The sequence below is a fragment of the Streptomyces sp. NPDC048291 genome (genome assembly GCF_043201715.1).
Classification (GTDB): Bacteria; Actinomycetota; Actinomycetes; order Streptomycetales; family Streptomycetaceae; genus Streptomyces.
Genome location: NZ_JBICZC010000009.1, coordinates 53387 through 71656 on the forward strand (window position 1 = coordinate 53387; position 18270 = coordinate 71656).

Annotated in this window: 13 protein-coding genes and 1 pseudogene; 10 read left to right on the forward strand and 4 right to left on the reverse strand. The window is 72.7% G+C overall.

The genetic code is table 11. The features are described from left to right. The first annotated feature begins 260 nt into the window (after positions 1-260). The 6 genes and pseudogenes from ACGF5O_RS24320 to ACGF5O_RS24345 all read left to right on the forward strand — a co-directional run bounded on the left by ACGF5O_RS24320 (position 261) and on the right by ACGF5O_RS24345 (position 7269). A complete protein-coding gene (locus ACGF5O_RS24320; RefSeq protein WP_393811982.1) occupies positions 261-2015 on the forward strand; it encodes an FAD/NAD(P)-binding protein in 1755 nt (584 codons plus the stop codon). Between the two features lie 73 nt (positions 2016-2088). Beyond that, on the forward strand, positions 2089-2904 hold the full coding sequence (locus ACGF5O_RS24325; RefSeq protein ID WP_393811983.1) for an LLM class flavin-dependent oxidoreductase: 816 nt from the start codon (positions 2089-2091) through the stop codon (positions 2902-2904). A 64-nt stretch (positions 2905-2968) separates the two neighbouring features. Beyond that, positions 2969-3778: pseudogene (locus ACGF5O_RS24330) on the forward strand (DUF1684 domain-containing protein). A 261-nt stretch (positions 3779-4039) separates the two neighbouring features. After that, positions 4040-4939 carry a S1 family peptidase gene (locus tag ACGF5O_RS24335; RefSeq protein WP_393811984.1) on the forward strand — a complete coding sequence of 300 codons (900 nt, stop codon included), beginning with the start codon at positions 4040-4042 and terminating at the stop codon, positions 4937-4939. Positions 4940-5073: 134 nt separating this feature from the next. Continuing rightward, positions 5074-5904 (forward strand): slipin family protein, encoded by an 831-nt coding sequence (locus ACGF5O_RS24340; protein WP_393811985.1) that lies wholly within the window; start codon positions 5074-5076, stop codon positions 5902-5904. Positions 5905-6189: 285 nt separating this feature from the next. After that, positions 6190-7269, forward strand: coding sequence for a S1 family peptidase (locus ACGF5O_RS24345; RefSeq protein WP_393811986.1), 1080 nt, complete (start codon positions 6190-6192; stop codon positions 7267-7269). A gap of 187 nt (positions 7270-7456) precedes the next feature. On the opposite strand, the gene ACGF5O_RS24350 is transcribed toward ACGF5O_RS24345, so the two are convergent. Further along, complete coding sequence (locus ACGF5O_RS24350) at positions 7457-8560, reverse strand: LacI family DNA-binding transcriptional regulator (protein ID WP_393811987.1); 1104 nt, start codon at positions 8558-8560, stop codon at positions 7457-7459. Between the two features lie 143 nt (positions 8561-8703). Between ACGF5O_RS24350 and ACGF5O_RS24355 the strand changes: the two genes are divergently transcribed. Together ACGF5O_RS24355 and ACGF5O_RS24360 are read left to right on the forward strand one after the other, a co-directional pair. Further along, entirely contained in the window at positions 8704-9765 is a 1062-nt protein-coding gene (locus tag ACGF5O_RS24355) for a Gfo/Idh/MocA family oxidoreductase (protein WP_393811988.1), read from the forward strand. Further along, entirely contained in the window at positions 9762-10619 is an 858-nt protein-coding gene (locus tag ACGF5O_RS24360; protein ID WP_393811989.1) for a TIM barrel protein, read from the forward strand. The genes ACGF5O_RS24355 and ACGF5O_RS24360 overlap by 4 nt, the downstream gene beginning before the upstream one ends. Before the next feature lie 35 nt (positions 10620-10654). On the opposite strand, the gene ACGF5O_RS24365 is transcribed toward ACGF5O_RS24360, so the two are convergent. Then, positions 10655-11635, reverse strand: coding sequence for an ImpB/MucB/SamB family protein (locus tag ACGF5O_RS24365; protein WP_393811990.1), 981 nt, complete (start codon positions 11633-11635; stop codon positions 10655-10657). A 14-nt stretch (positions 11636-11649) separates the two neighbouring features. After that, positions 11650-15102, reverse strand: a complete 3453-nt coding sequence (locus ACGF5O_RS24370; RefSeq protein ID WP_393811991.1) for a DNA polymerase III subunit alpha — start codon at positions 15100-15102, stop codon at positions 11650-11652. 232 nt (positions 15103-15334) lie between these two features. Between ACGF5O_RS24370 and ACGF5O_RS24375 the strand changes: the two genes are divergently transcribed. Both ACGF5O_RS24375 and ACGF5O_RS24380 read left to right on the forward strand, forming a co-directional pair. Then, on the forward strand, positions 15335-15907 hold the full coding sequence (locus tag ACGF5O_RS24375; RefSeq protein ID WP_393811992.1) for an alpha/beta hydrolase: 573 nt from the start codon (positions 15335-15337) through the stop codon (positions 15905-15907). A 394-nt stretch (positions 15908-16301) separates the two neighbouring features. After that, positions 16302-17162, forward strand: coding sequence for an esterase/lipase family protein (locus tag ACGF5O_RS24380; protein WP_393811993.1), 861 nt, complete (start codon positions 16302-16304; stop codon positions 17160-17162). A 73-nt stretch (positions 17163-17235) separates the two neighbouring features. On the opposite strand, the gene ACGF5O_RS24385 is transcribed toward ACGF5O_RS24380, so the two are convergent. Continuing rightward, positions 17236-18207, reverse strand: a complete 972-nt coding sequence (locus tag ACGF5O_RS24385; protein WP_393811994.1) for a lytic polysaccharide monooxygenase — start codon at positions 18205-18207, stop codon at positions 17236-17238. Positions 18208-18270: the final 63 nt, after the last annotated feature.

The window sequence follows — 18270 nt, forward strand, 5'->3', positions numbered from 1 at the left end:
CGACCTGAGACGCGCCGCCCACACTCTGGACACCCTTGACAGCGAGGGGAAACGGCACCGTAGAGTCGACGGACGGCCCTGCTGAGGGGCTCGGCCGTAAGAGCGCCGTACGCCGGCGTTCCGTGTGAAGGCACCCGCACCCCGTGTGCGCGTCCACCGTGTTCGATTGATCCGCCACGGAGCCTTCGCATGTCTTCCGAGACCCTTGCCAGAACCGCCGTCTCTTCCGTCCCCGGCATACCCGGGCCCGAGGCCGTCCGATGAGGCCCCAGCTGGTGATCGTGGGAGCCGGGCCGCGGGGGACCGGACTCCTGGAGCGGATCGCCGCCAACGCCCCGGAGCTGTACGCCGGTTCGGGTCTCGACATCCATCTGGTCGACCCGCATCCGCCGGGCGCCGGGCGGATCTGGCGGGCCGCCCAGTCGCCGCTGCTGTGGATGAACTCGCACGCCGAGGACGTCACCATGTTCACGGACGAGTCGGTGCGGATGGCCGGGCCGGTGCGGGAGGGCCCTACCCTGCACGAGTGGGCGGGCCTGGACGGCCGTACCTTCGCCGACCGGCCGATCCAGGGCCGCTACCTGCGCCACGTCTACGACCGCGCCCTCGCCGACCTCCCGGACGGCATCACCGTCCACCACCACCCGCGCCGGGCGCTGCGGGTCAGCGGGCCGCGCGAGGGCCGCCAGCAGGTCTGGCTGGAGGGCCGGCCACGCCCGCTCCTCGCCGACCTCGTCGTCCTCGCCCTCGGCCACCTGGACGCCGAACTCGAACCGGAACAGGCCGCGTTGGCCGAGTACGCCGAGGCACACGGCCTGGTCCACCTGCCGCCCGACTTCACCGCCGACAGCGACCTGTCCGCGCTGCGGCCCGGCGAACCGGTGCTGGTGCGGGGGTTCGGGCTCGCCTTCGTCGACCTGATGGTGCTGCTCACCGAGGGGCGCGGCGGCCGGTACGACGGTGACACCTACGTGCCGTCCGGGCAGGAGCCGGTGCTGTACGTCGGGTCGCGGCGCGGCGTGCCGTACCACTCGAAGATCGGGTACGACTGGACCGGCGAGCGCCCGCCGCTGCCCCGCTTCCTCGGCCCCGCCGAGATCGACGCACTGCTCGCCCGCCCGGACGGCTTCGACTTCCGGCGGGACGTGTGGCCGCTGGTCGAGAAGGAGCTGGGCTTCGCCCACTACCACCGGCTGTTCACCGTCCATCCCGAGCGGACGGCCGTCGCCTGGCGGGACTTCGAGGAGAAGTACGCCGCCGCCGAGGGCGAGGCGGAGGTGCGGGCGCTGGTGGCCGCCGCCGTACCGGATCCGGCCGACCGGCTCGATCTCGCGGTGCTGGACCACCCGCTGGCCGGGGTGCGGTACGGATCGCACGAGGAGTTCCAGGACGGCCTGCGCGGCTACATCGAGGCCGACCTGGACCGCCGGCACGATCCCGCGTACAGCGCCGACCTGGCGGTGTTCCTCGGACTGCTCTCCGTCTACGGGCAGTTGGTGCGGCTCGGCGACATCGGGTCCTGGTGGCACGGGTTCTTCAGCTACCTCGCCTCCGGGCCGCCCGGCCCCCGGCTGCGGCAGCTGCTCGCGCTGTCCCGGGCCGGGGTGCTGCGGTTCGTCGGCGCCGGGATGACGGTGACGGCCGAGGACGGGGTGTTCCGGGCGGCCGCCGACACCGTGCCCGGGTTCTCCGTCGCGGCGCGGGCCCTGGTCGAGGCGCGGCTGCCCGAACCCACCGTGGGGCGGGCCCGGGACGCGTTGCTGCGCGGGCTGCCCGCGGACGAGGCCGCCGAGACGGCCGACGGGCTGCTCCGGGTGGACCCGGCCGACGGGCGGATCCTCGACGGGCGCGGGCGGCCGCATCCCCGGCGGTTCGCGCTCGGGCCGTTCACGAACGGCCGTACGCCCGGCGCTTTCACCCGTCCGCGCACCGGAGGGCCCGCGTTCCGGCAGAACGACGCCACGGCGCGCGCGGCGCTGGCCTTCCTGGCCGACCTGGCCGGGGTCGTGTCATGAGCGGGCGTCACGGCCGGTGTCCGGCCGTTTCGCAGGCTGTCTCACGGGCTGTCTTACAGGGAGGTTCGTGGTGATGACCGGCTCGTACGGCCGGGGGCTGCTGCATCTGGCCGCCGCCGTGGATCAGGTCGGCGTGTTCGACGCGGAGCGCTACGTCGAGCTGGTGCGGCTGGCCGAGAGCGGCGGACTGGACTTCGTGACGCTCGACGACCGGTTCGGGTGGCCGGAGACCGACGCGCTCACCGTACTGGCGCAGGTGGCTTCGGCCACCCGGCGGATCGGGCTGGTGCCGGTGACGACCGGCCCCGAGGCCGCCGTCGCCCACCTCGACCGGGTCAGCCGGGGCCGGGCCGGCCGGTGGAGCGAGGCCCCGGGGCCCGCGCCGGAGCAGCCCGTCCGGGTGGCCGACGCCACCGAGCCCGCCGCCCGGCAGGCCGCCGGCCGGTACGCCGACGTCGCCCTGGTGCGGGCCGCGAGCTCCGCGCAGGCCGCCGCCGTACGGGACGAACTGCGACAGCGGGCGGCGGAGTTCGGGCGGGAGCCGGATGCCCTGCGGGTGCTGGTGAGTCTCGTGGTGGATCTGGGCGACGGGGAGCGCGCGGCCGAGCCGGGGCACGGCGGCGGCGGGCCCCGGCAGACCGTGCAGGGGCCGCTGTACCGGGGCGGTCCGGTGGATCTGGCGGAGCTGGTCGCCGGCTGGCACGGTGAGGGTGCCACCGACGGCTTCCACCTGGTCCCCGCCGAGCCGCGCCGCGACCTGGAGCGGCTGGTCAACGGCACGGTGGCGCTCCTCCAGCACCGCGGTCTGTTCCGCACCTTCTACCCGGGCAGCACCCTGCGCGAGCACCTCGGCCTCGCCCGGCCCGCCGGGCAACTCGCGGCGCCGTGAAATACCTTGCGCGTAGGAGAGACCTGACATGGGTGACGACGAGGACCAGGGAAGGGCTGATCGGATGAACGCGGACGCGGCCGGAGACTGGAAGCGCCGGCACGAGCACCGCGAGGAGACGGTGTCGGCGCCGTACGGGCCGCTCGCGCTGGTCGGCAGCCTCCCCAGTGCCTGAACGGCCTGGGGGGACCCCCAGATCGAGGACCGTCCGGACGGCCGGCTCCCCGCCCTGCCCGGCATATGGGCGGCCGACGGGGACGGCGTCGTGCTCACCGCGACGGCGGCCGACGGCCTGGCCCCGGACGGCGAGCCCTTCGCCGGCGAGGTCCGGCTCGCCGCCGACCCCGAACCGTCGGCCCGGGTCACGCTCGGCGAGCGACGGCTGGTCGTCCTGGTCCGCGAGGGCGTCTGGGGCGTACGGGAGTACGACCCGGCCGCCGGGACCCGCCGCGCCTTCCGGGGCATCGACGCCACCCCGTACGACCCGCGCTGGTCGGTGCCGGGACGCTTCACGCCGTACGACGACGATCCGCACACCGTCCGGGTCGGCACCGCCGACGGAGTGGAGCGGGCGCTGGTGCTCGCCGGGGAACTCGGCTTCACCCTGGCCGGCCGGGAGCTGGCGCTCCGGGTCGCCGAGCAGCCCGACGGCAGGCTGTGGGCGGTGTTCGCCGACACCACCGGCGCAGCGGGCGGCTTCCGGTTCAGGTTCCTCTATTCGGCCGCCCCGGCCGCCGACGGCTCCACCACCGTCGGCTTCAACCGGGCGCAGCTGCCGCAGTGCGCCTTCGCGGACCACTTCATCTGCCCTTTCCCGCCGCCGGGCAACACGCTTGACCTCGCCGTCGAGGCGGGGGAGCGGAAGCTCGCCTGAGACATTCGACGGACGTTCGACGAACATTCGACAGGGCGTCAACCCGCCCGGACCGCGACAGGATCACACAAAGTCGGCATGGTTCGAACACGGTCGCACGGCCGAAAGGCACCCTTGCGGGCGCCGGTCGTTCGCCCGAATACTCCCCCTCAGCGCTTGTCAGGGGCATTGCGTGTCCGAAATCCGGGCACACCCACTGGCTGCGCCTCACGGGCCCCGACCCCACGCGGGCCCCCGACTTCCCCTGGGAGGGAACGAAAAGTGAGGATCAAGCGCACGACCCCCCGCAGCGGTATCACGAGACGGACCCGGCTGATCGCCGTGGGCACCGGCTTCCTGGCCGCGGCGGCGCTCGCCGTCCCCACCGCGAGCGCGAGTGACACCCACACCTTCAGCACCACCGAGCTGAAGGCCGTGAACAGCTCCGTCCTGAAGGCGAACGTCCCCGGCACCGCCTGGGCCGTCGACAGCAAGACCAACCGTGTCGTCCTCACCGTGGACTCCACGGTCTCCAACGCCGAGATCGCCAAGATCAAGCGGCAGGCGGGCGTCAACTCCGGCGCGCTCACCGTCAAGCACACCCCCGGCACCTTCAAGAAGCTGATCACCGGCGGCGACGCCATCTACGGCGGCGCCTACCGCTGCTCGCTCGGCTTCAACGTGCACAGCGGCAGCACGTACTACTTCCTGACCGCCGGGCACTGCGGTGAGGTGGCCTCGACCTGGTACAGCAACTCCGGCCACACCACGGTCCTGGGCACCAACGTCGGCTACAGCTTCCCGACGAACGACTTCGCGCTGGTCCGCTACACCAACACCTCGATCGCGCACCCGAGCGCGGTCGGCAGCCAGACCATCTCCAGCGCGGCCACGCCCAGCGTCGGGACGACGGTGTACCGCCGCGGTTCGACCACCGGCACCCACAGCGGCCGGGTCACCGCGCTCAACGCCACCGTCAACTACGGCAGCGGTGACATCGTCTACGGCATGATCCAGACCACGGTCTGCGCCGAGGGCGGCGACAGCGGCGGCCCGCTCTACGGCGGTTCCGTGGCCTACGGTCTGACCTCCGGCGGCAGCGGCGACTGCACCTCCGGCGGCACGACCTTCTTCCAGCCGGTCACCGAGGCGCTGAGCTACTACGGCGTCAGCGTCGGCTGACGACCCCTGGGGCCGGATCCGGACCGGCCTCCGGCAAGCCCTCGTACGCAACCGGCGTACGGGGGCTCGCCCTTGTACGGCCCCGGAGTTACCGTCGAAGGACCGTTGGAGTCAGTCACCCTCTGGGGGCCGGCATGGTCGAGGCGTTGGTGGCGGCCGGGGCCGCTCTCGTGTCCGTCGGAGCGGTCTACGCGCTGGCCGCGGCACGGGTCGTCAGACAGTACGAGCGGGGCGTGGTGTTCCGCCTCGGCCGGCTGCGACCGGTGGTGCGCGAGCCCGGGTTCACCATGATCGTCCCGTTCGTGGACCGGCTCCAGAAGGTCAACATGCAGATCGTCACGATGCCCGTGCCCGCGCAGGAGGGCATCACCCGGGACAACGTGACCGTACGCGTGGACGCCGTCGTCTACTTCAAGGTGACCGCGCCCGCCGAGGCGGTCGTCCGGGTCGAGGACTACAAGTTCGCGGTCTCGCAGATGGCGCAGACCTCGCTCAGGTCCATCATCGGCAAGAGCGAGCTGGACGACCTGCTGTCCAACCGCGAGAAGCTCAACCAGGGCCTGGAGCTGATGATCGACAGCCCGGCCGTGGAGTGGGGCGTCACCATCGACCGCGTCGACATCAAGGACGTCTCGCTGCCCGAGACCATGAAGCGGTCCATGGCCCGGCAGGCCGAGGCCGATCGGGAGCGCCGGGCCCGGGTCATCAACGCCGACGCCGAACTGCAGGCGTCCAAGAAGCTCGCGGAGGCGGCGAAGGAGATGTCGGAGCAGCCCGCCGCGCTCCAGCTGCGGCTGCTGCAGACGGTGGTGGCGGTCGCCGCCGAGAAGAACTCGACGCTGGTGCTGCCGTTCCCGGTGGAGCTGCTGAGGTTCCTGGAGCGGGCGCAGCAGCAGCAACTGCCCCCGGCGGCAGGGGCCGATGGTGCCGGCGGGACAGCAGGGGCGAATTCCGGCCAGGGGTAGCAGGCGACGGGTCGGGGGCGGACGTCACTGTCGGCCGCCCGTTGCTCGCGCGCGGTGTTTGCAGTGCGAATCCTCTTGGGGTGACTGGCGACCGGCGGTCGGCGGCGGCCGGTGGCCGTGCACGATCCGTGCACAGGGGGGCGCACAACATCCGCGCACGCGAGACCTGAAGTCGACCTTGTGTGCTCCCTGTGGGTCTCGGAATAGTAGGCGGCCGTCAACCAGCCTTCCGGTCCTCAAGGTCCCCACAACCTCGCGGACCGACCCCCCACAGGAGGACATGAGTTGAAGCACCGACGCATACCCGGGCGCCGGACGGCGCTCGCCGGCGCGGGAGTCGCCGCGCTCGTCGCCGCCGGAGTGACCTTCCAGAGTGCGAACGCGAGCGAGCCCGCCAAGTCCGCCGTACCGCAGATCCTGTCCGCCCCGGCGGCCGGAAAGCTCGCCTCGACGCTCGCCGCCGACCTCGGCACCGACGCGGCGGGCACCTACTACGACGCCCGGTCGAAGAACCTCGTCGTCAACGTGCTCGACGACACCGCCGCGAAGGCCGTCGAGGCGGCCGGGGCGAAGGCGAGACTCGTCGCCAACTCCCTCGCCGAACTCGACGGCGCGCGCATCACCCTGAAGCAGGACGCGACCATCCCCGGCACCTCGTGGGCGACCGACCCGGTCGGCAACAAGGTCGTCGTCACCGCCGACAGGACGGTCACCGGGGCCGGCCTCGCCAAGCTCACCAAGGTCGTCGACGGACTCGGCCGGAAGGTCGAACTCCGGCACTCGAAGGGGGAGTTCAAGCCCTTCATCGCCGGCGGCGACGCGATCAGCGGCTCGGGCGGGCGCTGCTCGCTCGGCTTCAACGTGGTCAAGGACGGCCAGCCGTACTTCCTGACCGCCGGGCACTGCACCGAGGCCATCTCCACCTGGTCCGACTCCGCCGGGAACGTGATCGGCCAGAACGCCCAGTCCAGCTTCCCAGGAAACGACTTCGGGCTGGTCAAGTACACCTCGGACGCGGACCACCCGAGCGAGGTCGACCTCTACGACGGCTCCGCCCAGCAGATCACCGGCGCGGCCGAGGCCACCGTCGGCATGAAGGTGACCCGCAGCGGCTCCACCACCCAGGTCCACGACGGCACGGTCACCGGCCTCAACGCCACCGTGAACTACTCCGAGGGTACGGTCGGCGGGCTCATCCAGACCGACGTGTGCGCCGAGCCCGGCGACAGCGGCGGTTCGCTCTTCTCGGGCAGCAGCGCGATCGGCCTGACCTCGGGCGGCAGCGGCGACTGCACCTCCGGCGGCGAGACGTTCTTCCAGCCGGTGACGGAGGCGCTGTCCGCGACCGGGACCCGGATCGGCTGACGCCCACCGCCGTCCGGACCGACGACACCCGCCGCATCCCGGCGAGGCCCTGCCCCTCGGAGGAGAGGGGCAGGGCCTTCGTCGTACGGCGGGCTCCGGATAGAACGTTCTAGGGCGGTGCGGTGTGTACGCCGGGCGGTCCGGCGTACGTCAAGACATCCGGGCTGGAACGTGCGGGGGGCGGGGGTCAGCGAGGTGCCGGGCCGGTCGTCGAGCGTTCGACCAGGCGGGGCGTGAGCACGGTCTCCCGCGGGGTGCCGCCCTTGACGAGGTCCAGTGCCGCGGCCACCGCGGCGTCCGCCATGCCGGCCGCGTCCTGCGAGACGGTGGTCAGCTGCACGTGCGGCATCTTCGCCAGTCGCGAGTCGTCGTAGCCGACCACGGAGATCTCCCCGGGCACCTTGCGGCCCCGATGCGCGAGAACGTCCAGGACACCGGTGGCCGTACGGTCGTTGAAGGCGATGACGGCCGTGGGCGGCGGCACCTGGCGGTCCAGCAGGTAACGCATGCCCTCCGCACCGGCCTCCTCGGTCAGGCCGCCCGCGAGCACGTCGGCGAAGTCGGCCAGCCCGTGGTCCGCCATGCCCTGGAGGAAGCCGAGCCGGCGGTCCGAACTGCCCGGGGCGCCGGCCCCGTCGATGTGCGCGATCCGCCGGTGCCCGAGGCCGACGAGGTGGTCGACCGCGAGCCTGATGCCCACCAGGTCGTCACCGCGGACGGAACCCACGCTCGCCAGTCCGCTGCGGCGGGCGACGAGAAGGGTCGGCAACCGGCGGGCCAGGCGTTCGAGTTCCTCGTCGGACAGGCGGCTGCCCAGCAGGACGGCGGCCTCGCAGCGTTCACGGAGCAGGGCGTTGACCGCCGTGGACTCCGCGCGGCTGGGGGCCACCGCGCTGATCACCGCCTCGTAGCCGTGCCGGGCCGCGGCGGCGTAGAGATGCTCGACGAGATCGCCGTGGAAGGGCTGCTGGAGCTCGAAGACGACACCGAGCACCCGCGAACTGGACCGCCGCAGCTTCTGGGCGCGCTGGTCGGGGACGTATCCCAGCTCGTCGGCGATCTGGAGCACGCGCCGCCGGGTCTCGTCGCTGGCCCCCGGGACACCGCGGATCACGATCGAGACCAGGGCGGTGGACATACCGGCGGCCCTGGCCACGTCGGCCATGGTCGGACGGCTCTTCCGCCCGCGTGCGGATCCGGCGGTGGAGTCGGCGGTGGAGCCGGCCGCGGCGACCTGCGCGGGGGGCGCCTGTGCGGCGCCGTCGCGGGCGTCGTCGTCCGACTTCGTCACGTCGCCACTCCCCAACCTGGTCGAATGCGGCTCGGCCGCCGGATCCGAGGGCGGCCTCGCGCCGAGCATATCGACCCCTTGACCGATGCCCGGCGTGCGTTTACCTTCCCGACTAGAACGTACTAGTTTTCGGGAGCACCGACATGGTCGTCGCTGACAATTCCCCCGGCCGCCTCCGGCCCGTCCCCCGCACGCTGCGGCTGGCCACGATCGGCGCGGGCCGTATCGGCTCGAACCACGCCGAGATCGTCGCCCGGCACATCCCCGGCGTCACGCTGGCGGCGGTCGGCGACCCGGTCCCCGGCGCCGCCGAACGCCTCGCCGCCGAACTGGGCGCGCCGCTGGCCACCACCGACGTGCGCGAGATCCTCGACCGGGACGACGTCGACGGCGTGCTGATCACCGCCCCGGCCCGGGCCCACACCGATCTGGTGGTCGCGGCGGCCGGGGCCGGCAAGCACGTCTTCGTCGAGAAGCCGATGGCGGTGACCCTGGCCGACGCCGACCGCGCGATCGTCGCCGCGGAAGCGGCCGGTGTCGTACTCCAGGTCGGCTTCAACCGGCGTTTCGCCCCCGGCTTCGCCGCCGCCCGCGCCGCGATCGACGAACAGCGCATCGGCACCCCGCAGTTGCTGCGCTCGCTCACCCGCGACCCGGGCCCCTTCACCGCCGACCCGGCACGCATCCCGCAGTGGACGATCTTCCTGGAAACCCTCATCCACGACTTCGACACCCTGTGCTGGCTCAACCCCGGCGCCGAACCGCTGAGCGTCCACGCCACCGCCGACGCCCTGGTCCGCCCCGACGCCAGGGACCGGGGCCACCTGGACACCGCGGTCGTGACCGTCCGCTTCGACAACGGCGCCATCGCCACCGCCGAGGCCTCCTTCAGCGCGCTGTACGGCTACGACGTACGCGCCGAGGTCTTCGGCTCCGAGGGCATGGTGACCGCCGGCGACGCCCGCACCACGGACATGACCTTCTACGGCGCCCAGGGCATCCACGTCGACACCGCCCGCCGCGACACCGACCTGCTGCGCGCGGCGTACGTCGGTGAACTGACTGCCTTCGCCGACGCCGTCCGCCACAAGAACCCCGCCGTCGTCACCGGCCACGACGCCCGCCGCGCCCTGTCCGTCGCCCTGGCCGCGATCCGCAGCGTGGAGACCGACCGCCCCGTCACGATCGCCGAGGTGACCGCATGACCCCGACCGCTTCCCCGTTCGTCCTCGCCGCCAGCGCCGAAATGCTCTACCGGGACCGGCCGTTCACCGAGCGCGTGACCCGGATCGCCGAGCGCGGCTTCCAGGTGGAGATCTGGGACTGGTCGGCCAAGGACCTCGACGCCCTGGCCGCCACCGGCGCGACCTTCTCCTCCATGACCGGCTACCTCACCGGGAACCTCACCGACCCCGACGGCATCGACGCGCTGCTCTCCTCGGCCCGCACCTCCCTTGAGGCGGCCGCCCGCATCGACTCCCCGCGCCTGAACCTGCACGGCACCGGCCTCGACGACCAGGGCCTCCCCGTCCGCCCCGTCGAGGTCGTCACGCCCGACATGTGGCTCACCGCGGCCGACACCCTGCGGCGCGTCGCGGAACTGGGCGAGGCCGCGGGCCGCGTCTTCACCCTGGAGAACCTCAACCTGGCCGTCGACCACCCGGGCACCCCCTTCGCCCGCGCCGCCGACACCCTGGCCCTCGTCCGCGCCGTGGACAGCCCCTACCTGCGCATGAACCTGGACCTCTACCACGCCCAGATCGGCGAGGGAAACCTCGTCGAACTCTGCCGCCGGGCGCTGCCGTTCATCGGTGAGATCCAGGTCGCCGACGTCCCCGGACGCTGCGAACCGGGCACCGGCGAGATCCACTACCCCGCCGTCGCACGCGCCCTGCACAGCTTCGGCTACACCGGCGTCATCGGCCTCGAAGGCTGGGCCCGCGACGACTCCGACGCGGCCCTGGACGCCTTCCGCGACGCGTTCGCCATCGCCGCGCCGACCCCGTCCGGCAACGGCACGACGGCCGCCGGATCCACTGCGGCCGTGGTCGGTTCCTGAGCTGGTTTCCGCCGGTCCCGCACCGGCGGAAGCGGTCAGTCGGCCAGCGCCGCCGGCCGTATCGCCCCGGGTCCGAAGCGGCGGCGGGCACGGTCCGCGGCGGCTTCGGCGGCGCGGGCGCGCTCCTCGCCCGGATCCATGGAGAGCTGCCGGCTGGCCTTGCCTTCCGGCAGCAGGGCGTCGGCACGGACCGCGAAAGCGCGGACTCTCGCCCGCTGCAGCCCCAGTGCGTTCAGCAGGCCCAGGGCATGTGCCGCGAGGGCGGGGGAGTGGCTGGTCGGCTCCGGCAGTGTGCGGGTGCGGGTGGTGGAGCTGCGGTCGGCGTACCGCACCGTGAGGGCGAGCCGGCCGGCGACCTGGTGTTCGCCGCGCAGGCGCAGGCCGACCTGTTCGGCAAGTCCCAGGACCGCGCGGTGCTGCTGCGCCGGATCGAGACAGTCCCGGTCGAGCACAAGGTCGGCACTCAGATGGGTCGCCGGTTCCGCGGGGACCACCGGGCGGGGGTCATGGCCGCGGGCGCGCTCGGCCAGCAGTCGCGCCTGGCCGACTCCGAGGAGCCGTTGCAGGGTCGCTGCGGGCAGGTCGGTGATCTGGCCGATGGTGTGCAGGCCGTATCTGCTGAGCGTCGAGGCTGTGGCGCGGCCGATTCCGGGCAGCGCGGTGACCGGGCGTGGATACAGCCATTCGGCGGCCCGTTCGACGGGGACCCAGGTGGTGTCCCCGGGCGCGGACGCGTCGGCGGCCATGGCCGCGAGCATGCGGTTGCCCGCGAGGCCGGCGCTGCTGTCGATGCCGTAGAAGAGCTTCAGCCGGATCATCGCCGTCTGGACCATGTCATAGGGGGACAGATCGAAGTACCGGAGCGCCGACGTCAGGTCCAGCTGCACCGCGTCGGGCGGGACGGGCTGCACGTGGGGCGTGACATCAGACATCAGTTCGATTACGTCACCGTACTGAGTCTCAGTCAGAGCGGTGTGCAGATGCAGGTGGGCGATGTGCCGCCGGCGTGTGGTCATCCCGCTCATCCCGCTCATCCCGCGCTCCCGGGGCTTCGGTGGCCGAACTTCTTCAGGTCGGCGGAGCGGGTGCCGGCCGGCTGGAGGTCGGCGTACGGGTGGAGCCGGGCGCCCGCGGTGCCGTCGGCCAGGGTGCGCCGCGGCTGGGCGGGCGTCGGGTGCGGACGGTTCCGGCCGAGGAGGGCGAGGGCGGCCTCGGGGCCGTTGTCGCGGCGGGCCGCGGCGATCTCGTCCAGGTCCCAGGCCATCGTGCCGACGACGGTACGGCGGGTGCCGCGCACCTGGACCGTGCCGCGGACGAGGAGCAGCCCGCTGTGGAAGACGGTGTGGGCGCAGGCCGGGTGGGAGTCCTCGAAGAAGGCCAGGTCGACGAGGCCGGAGCCGTCCTCCAGGGTGACGAAGATGATCCGCTTGCCGCTCGCGATCGGCGGGGTCTGGGTGGAGGCGCGTACACCCGCGACGAGGACCTGCTGACCGGCGCGCATGCCTGCCAGGTGGGCCGCGTCGGTCGCGCCGATCTCGCGGAGCAGCCGGTGGTGGTGCTCCATCAGGTGCCTGGAGACGTCGATGCCGAGGGTGTTCAGCTCGGCGCTCAGGGCTTCGCGGCCGGTCATCTCCGGCAGCCCGCTCGGTTCCGCCCCGCCGACGGCGCCCGCGTCGATGGGCAGCTGGCCCGCGCCCGCGGACCGGGTGCGGGACTGCCGGTGCAACTCGGCGATCTGGAGCAGCAGGTCGCGCCGGGTGAGCCGGCCGTCGTGCAGACAGGTCAACGCGCCGATCTCGGCGAGGCGTTCGGCGACCGGTCTGCTGGGGCGGGCCCGCTGCCAGAAGTCGGAGAGGGATCCGTACGGCTGCCCCTCCTCGATCCTGGCACTCTCCTCCTCGCTGATGCCGCGCACCCCGGACAGGGCGAGGCGTACCCCCCACCGGTCTCCGTCGGTCTTCTCCACGGTGTGCTTCACCCGGGAGCCGTTGACGTCGACGGGCAGGACGGGAACCCCGCCCCGGCGGGCGTCGGCGACCAGGACCCGCTTGGGCCACATCCCGGGGTCGTGTTCGAGCAGGCCCGCCAGCAGGAACGCCGGGTAGTGCGCCTTGAGCCAGGCGCTCTGCAGGGCGGGCACGGCGAAGGCGACCGCATGGGCGCGGCAGAAGCCGTACGCGCCGAAGGCCTCGACGGTCTTCCACACCTCGTCCCGCACGGCCGCGCTGTAGCCACGCGCGCGGGCCTTCTGGTGGAACCAGTCCCTGATCCTGGGCAGTTGCTCCTTGTCGCCGAGCGCCCGCCGGGTGATCTCGCCGAAGGCCCGGTCGCAGCCGGTCAGCACCCGCAGCGTCTCGATGATCTGCTCGTGCCAGATGGTCACGCCGTAGGTGTCGGCGAGGACGGGTTCGAGGTCCGGGTGGGCGTAGCCGGGTGTGCCGCCGTGGCGGGCGGCGATGTACCGCTCGGGCATGCCGCCGGCGACCGGGCCCGGACGGAAGAGGCTGATGTCGGCGATGACGTCCTGGACGTCGCGGGGCTGGAGCCGGGACAGCAGGTCCTGCTGGCCGGGGGACTCCAGCTGGAACAGGCCGAGGGTCTGGCTGGCCTGGATGAGCTTGAAGGCGAAGACGTCGTCGAGCGGGACCTGCCCGGGGTCGTCGAGGTCGATGTGGTTGCCGGTGGTGCGTTCGATCTCGGTGACGGCGTGGGCCATCGCGGACTGCATCCGCACCCCCAGGACGTCGAGTTTGATGTTGCCCAGCGCCTCGATCTCCTCCTTCGCGGCCATGGCCATGGGGTAGTCGCCCTGCGGGGTGGGCTGCACCGGCAGCCGGTCCAGGAGGCCGGCGTCGCTGATGACCACGCCGCAGGGGTGCATGGCCATGCCGTGGACCAGGGAGTCGAGGCCCTCGGCCAGCTCCCACAGGGGGCCGTACCGGTGCGCCTCGCCCGCGAGCTGCCGTAGTTCGGGCAGTTCGGCGAGGGCACTGCCGATGTCGCAGGCGCGCAGGTGCGGGAAGCTCTTGGCGATCCGGTCGACGTCGGCGGGCGGGATGCCGAGGGCGAGGCCGGTGTCCCGCAGGGCCCTGCGCGCCCGGTAGGTCTCGGGCATCGCGGTCACCGCCACCCGTTCCTTGCCGAAGCATTCGAAGATGGTGTCGTAGCACTCCAGGCGGCGGGCGGACTCCACGTCGATGTCGATGTCGGGCAGTGACTCCCGGCGCATGCTGAGGAAGCGTTCGAACAGCAGGCTGTGGTCGAGCGGGTTGGCGGTGGCGATGTCCAGGGCGTGGCAGACCAGGGAGCCGGCGCCGGAGCCGCGGGCCGCGACCCGGATGCCCCTGGCCCGGATGTCGGCGACGACCTGTCCGACGGCGAGGAAGTACGCGTCGTAGTTCCAGTGGGAGATGACGGCGAGCTCCTCGTCCAGCCGGGCGAGCGCCGCCCGGTCGCGGTCGAGGCCGCGTCGGGCCAGGCCGTCTTCGGACCTCTGCCGCAGCAGCCGGGCCGCGCCGCCGGCTCCGGGCTCGGCGCCGAAGAGCGCCGGTTCGGGGAGGTGCGGGGTGCCGAGGCCGAGGTCGGCCGCCGGGTCCACGGTGCACGTGTCAGCGGTGGCGGCGGTGTCCGCCATCAGGCGGTGGGCCCGGCGGGGGTCCGTTCCGGCGCAGTCGGTGATCATGCGGGCGACGGCCGCCATCCCCCGCTCGTCCCTGAGCCAGCGTTGCCCGCTGTCCAGGCGGCGCCGGTCGATCGGTCTGAGCAGTCGGGTGGCGTCCAGGACGTCGGCGAGGCGGTGCTGGTCGGGGTCGGCGTAGCGGACGGCGTTGGAGAGGACGGCGGTGGTGCCGGTGCGGTCGGCCAGGGCGAGGGTGCGGGCGGCCAGGCGCAGGGATCCCGGACCCGTGCCGGAACGTTTCTGCGCGACGGCTTCCAATCGAACATCCCTTCCGAAGATCTCCTGCCAGGGCGCCAGCAGCTTCACCGCGACGTCCTCCCGCCCCACCGACAGTGCCCGCACCGGCTCCGAGAGCGGCCCGAGCAGCACGGTCAGGCCGGCGCCGCCGTACTCGCACAGTGCCTCCCACGGCACCACCGGCGGCACACCGGACACGGCCCCGACGTGGGCGGCCGACGTGATCCGGCACAGCCGGGCCCAGCCCGCCCGGTCCTGGGCGAGCAGCACGAACCGCAGCGGCGGCTCGACCACGTGCGCGCCGCCGCGTGCCGGGGTGCGGCGGTGCCGGGCGGGCGGCGGGGGTGCCAGGGCCGCCACCGCGAGGTCGATGCCGAAGACCGGCCGGACCCCGTCCTTCGTGCAGGCCCGTGCGAATCGAACAGCCCCGGTGACCGTGTCCCGGTCGGTGAGCGTGAGCGCGGACATGCCCCGGTCCGCCGCCCGCCGGACGAGCTGCTCGGGATGGGAGGCGCCGTAGCGGGCGGAGTAACCGGACGCGACGTGCAGATGGGCGAAGCCCGTCATGCCGCACCTCCATCACTCCACCCCTTTTCGGCCATAGGTCAGATATGTTCATCGTACGCTCGTTCGATTACTCTAACCCCATCAGCCCCGGTCAGCGACTCTTAATCGAACGTGCAAGCGATTCTTTGGAGGGTGAGTGGCGCCCGCAACAGGCTCCGCCCGGTCAGTTCCCGGACCGGGCGGAGCAGTTGGCGGAAATCACCGCCGGGCGCCGGGTGCCGGGAACGTCATCGTGGTGCAGAACCCCCTCACGTCCCTCGCCGACGACGTCGCCGCCACGAACTTCGCGCTGGCCCGGCAGGACGGGCCCACGGTCCTGGTCGCGCACTCCTACGCCGGGACCGTCATCTCCCAGGCCGGGCTCGCGCCGAACGTCACCGGGCTCGTCCATGTCGCCGCCCGCGCCCCGGAGGCCGGTGAGGACTTCGCCGCCCTCGCCGCGAAGTTCCCCACCCCTCCGGTCGACTCCGGCATCGTCACCGCGAACGGTTTCAGGTTTCTGAGCGAGCAGGCGTTCCTGCGGGACTTCGCGAACGGGGTGCCCCGGAAGGAGGCGCTCGAGCTGTACGCCGTCCAGGGGTCGCTGTCGACGGCGCCGCCCACCACGAGCGTCGCCGCCTGGCACCGGAAGCCGTCCTGGTACGCGGTCTCGAAGGGCGACCGCACCATCGATCCCGGGCTCGAGCGCTTCATGGCCAAGCGGATGAAGGCCACGACCGTCGAGGTCGACGCGGGCCATCTGTCCCTGGTCACGCACCCGGAAGCGATCGGCAGGCTCATCATGCAGGCCGCGGCCCCGAGTTGACGCCGGGGCCGACTCGCACGGTCAACTCCGATTCCTGGTACGTCAGCCGGCCCGCGGCGGCATGATCCTGCCGCCGTGGGCCGACTCGGCCTCCGGGCTGACGGAGGAGACGGCCGCGGAGGTCGTGCGGGGCTGGGGGATGCGCCGGGGGAGGGGGAAGTGCGCGTGTTGCGGGAGTGTTTGGGGTGTATCACACCCTATGGTCCCCTCAGGCCCGCTGGTGACACCCCGTCAGGCGAGTGGCGTGCGACCGGTTACTCGGAAGTTTTACCGACGCGTAACTTCACGCTTGCACTACTCGTCCGTAACTTGATGAGTGAACAGCATCCTTCGTGATCCGGATCACAGGGCGTAAGGCCGTCGTACCTCCCTTGAGCCGCAAGGAGATCACCCGATGCTGCCCTGGAAACGAGTGCTCAGACCCCTCACCGCGCTGCTCCTCGCCGCCGCCGTAGCCACCGTTCCCGCCGCCACCGCCCACGCCTCCAGTGCCCCCACGACCGGCTGGAACGACTACTCCTGCCGTCCCTCCGCCGCCCACCCCCGCCCGGTGGTCCTGGTCCACGGCACCCTCGGCAACTCCGTCGACAACTGGCTCTCCCTCGCCCCGTACCTGGAGGACCGCGGCTACTGCGTCTTCTCCCTCGACTACGGCCAGCTGTCCGGCGTCCCCGTCTTCTACGGCCTCGGCCCCATCGACAAGTCGGCAGAGCAACTCTCCGCCTTCGTAGACAAAGTGCTCGCCGCGACCGGCGCCGCCAAGGCCGACCTCGTCGGCCACTCCCAGGGCGGCATGATGCCCCGCTACTACCTGAGGTTCCTCGGCGGCGCCGCCAAGGTGAACGCCCTCGTCGGCCTCGCCCCCGACAACCACGGCGCCACCCTCAGCGGCCTCACCAACCTGCTGCCGTACTTCCCCGGCGCCTCGGACCTGATCAAGGCCACCACCCCCGGCCTCGCCGACCAGATCCCCGGCTCCGCCTTCCTCACCAAGCTCAACGCGGGCGGCGACACCGTCCCCGGAGTGCACTACACGGTCATCTCCACCAAGTACGACGAGGTGGCCACCCCCTGGCAGAGCCAGTACCTGAGCGGCTCCGACGTCCACAACGTCCTGCTCCAGGACCTCTGCTCGCTCGACCTCTCGGAGCACGTGGCGATCGGCCTCTTCGACCGGATCGCCTTCCACGAGGTGGCCAACGCGCTCGACCCGGCCCACGCCACCGCCACCACCTGCGCGTCGGCGTTCAGCTGAGCACCTGCCCAACTGAACGCCGCCGGGGCCTGTCCGGCCTGAGCCGCCGGTCAGGCCCCGGAACCATGAGGGATCAGCGCCGCGGCGCCCGCCGCCGTACCGACAGGAAGAGCGCGCTGGAGCCCAGCGCCAGGGCGGCCGCCCCGCCGATCGCCAGATACGGCGTGGAGCCGTCGCCGCCGGTCGCGGCGAGCGCCGTCGTCCCCGGACTTCCGGCCTGCTCGGGGGCGTTGGCCCGCGTCGGGTCGCCGGTCGGGTCGCCGGTCGGATCGGCCGAGGTGCTCGCGTCGTCGTCGCCGTGACCGTCATGCTCGATCGTCGACTTGTCGGCACCGGCCGCGATCTGCGCGTCGCTAGGGGCGGAGGCGCTGGGTGCGGAGGGGGCCGGGGCCGTACCCGTGTGGGTGTTGTCACCGCCCCCGAACTCCACGTCCGAGCAGGAGTAGAAGGCCTCCGGGCTGTCCGAGCGCTGCCAGACCGCGTACAGCAGCTGGCGGCCGGTCCGTTCGGGGAGCGTGCCGGAGAACGTGTAGAAACCGCCGGCGGCGACCGGGTCGGTGGCCGTCGCCACCGGACGGTCCAGGTCCAGGTCCGCCCAGGCGAGCGGCTTGGCCGGGTCGTAACCCGCCTTGGTGAGGTACACCTTGAAGGTGCCCTTGTGCGGCGCGGTCACCCGGTACCTGAAGGTGTACGACCCGCTGCTCACGTCCGTCGCCGGCCAGTCGGCGCGGGCCAGGTCGAGGCCCTTGAACTCGTCGTTGCCCGCGCTGCACAGCTTCCCGTCCGGGATCAGCGCCTGGTGCCGCCCGTTCGCGTCGCCGATGCGGATGCCGTTCCAGTCGTAGAGGGCCTGTGTGCCGCCGGCCGCCACCGCGGCCTTGCACGCGTCGGACTTCGGGCTCTCCGGGTTCTCCGCGTAACACTGGGCGACCCGGCTGACCGGGTCGCCCATCGTGCCGTGCGCGGACGCGGGCGCGGCGGCGAACGTGACCGCAGTCACGCCGAGCGCGGCGGCGACGGCGGCCTGACGGCGTGTTGCGAGCATGCGGAGACTCCTCGGAACGGTTCTCGGGGCGGGCGCGGTCCCGCCGGGGCGGGTCCCGTGGGG

Coding starts and splice junctions, on each gene's coding strand:
- ACGF5O_RS24320 (WP_393811982.1), top strand. CDS start 261: ATGAGGCCCCAGCTGGTGATCGTGGGAGCCGGGCCGCGGGGGACCGGA.
- ACGF5O_RS24325 (WP_393811983.1), top strand. CDS start 2,089: ATGACCGGCTCGTACGGCCGGGGGCTGCTGCATCTGGCCGCCGCCGTG.
- ACGF5O_RS24340 (WP_393811985.1), top strand. CDS start 5,074: ATGGTCGAGGCGTTGGTGGCGGCCGGGGCCGCTCTCGTGTCCGTCGGA.
- ACGF5O_RS24355 (WP_393811988.1), top strand. CDS start 8,704: ATGGTCGTCGCTGACAATTCCCCCGGCCGCCTCCGGCCCGTCCCCCGC.
- ACGF5O_RS24360 (WP_393811989.1), top strand. CDS start 9,762: ATGACCCCGACCGCTTCCCCGTTCGTCCTCGCCGCCAGCGCCGAAATG.
- ACGF5O_RS24365 (WP_393811990.1), bottom strand. CDS start 11,635: ATGACCACACGCCGGCGGCACATCGCCCACCTGCATCTGCACACCGCT.
- ACGF5O_RS24370 (WP_393811991.1), bottom strand. CDS start 15,102: ATGACGGGCTTCGCCCATCTGCACGTCGCGTCCGGTTACTCCGCCCGC.
- ACGF5O_RS24380 (WP_393811993.1), top strand. CDS start 16,302: ATGCTGCCCTGGAAACGAGTGCTCAGACCCCTCACCGCGCTGCTCCTC.
- ACGF5O_RS24385 (WP_393811994.1), bottom strand. CDS start 18,207: ATGCTCGCAACACGCCGTCAGGCCGCCGTCGCCGCCGCGCTCGGCGTG.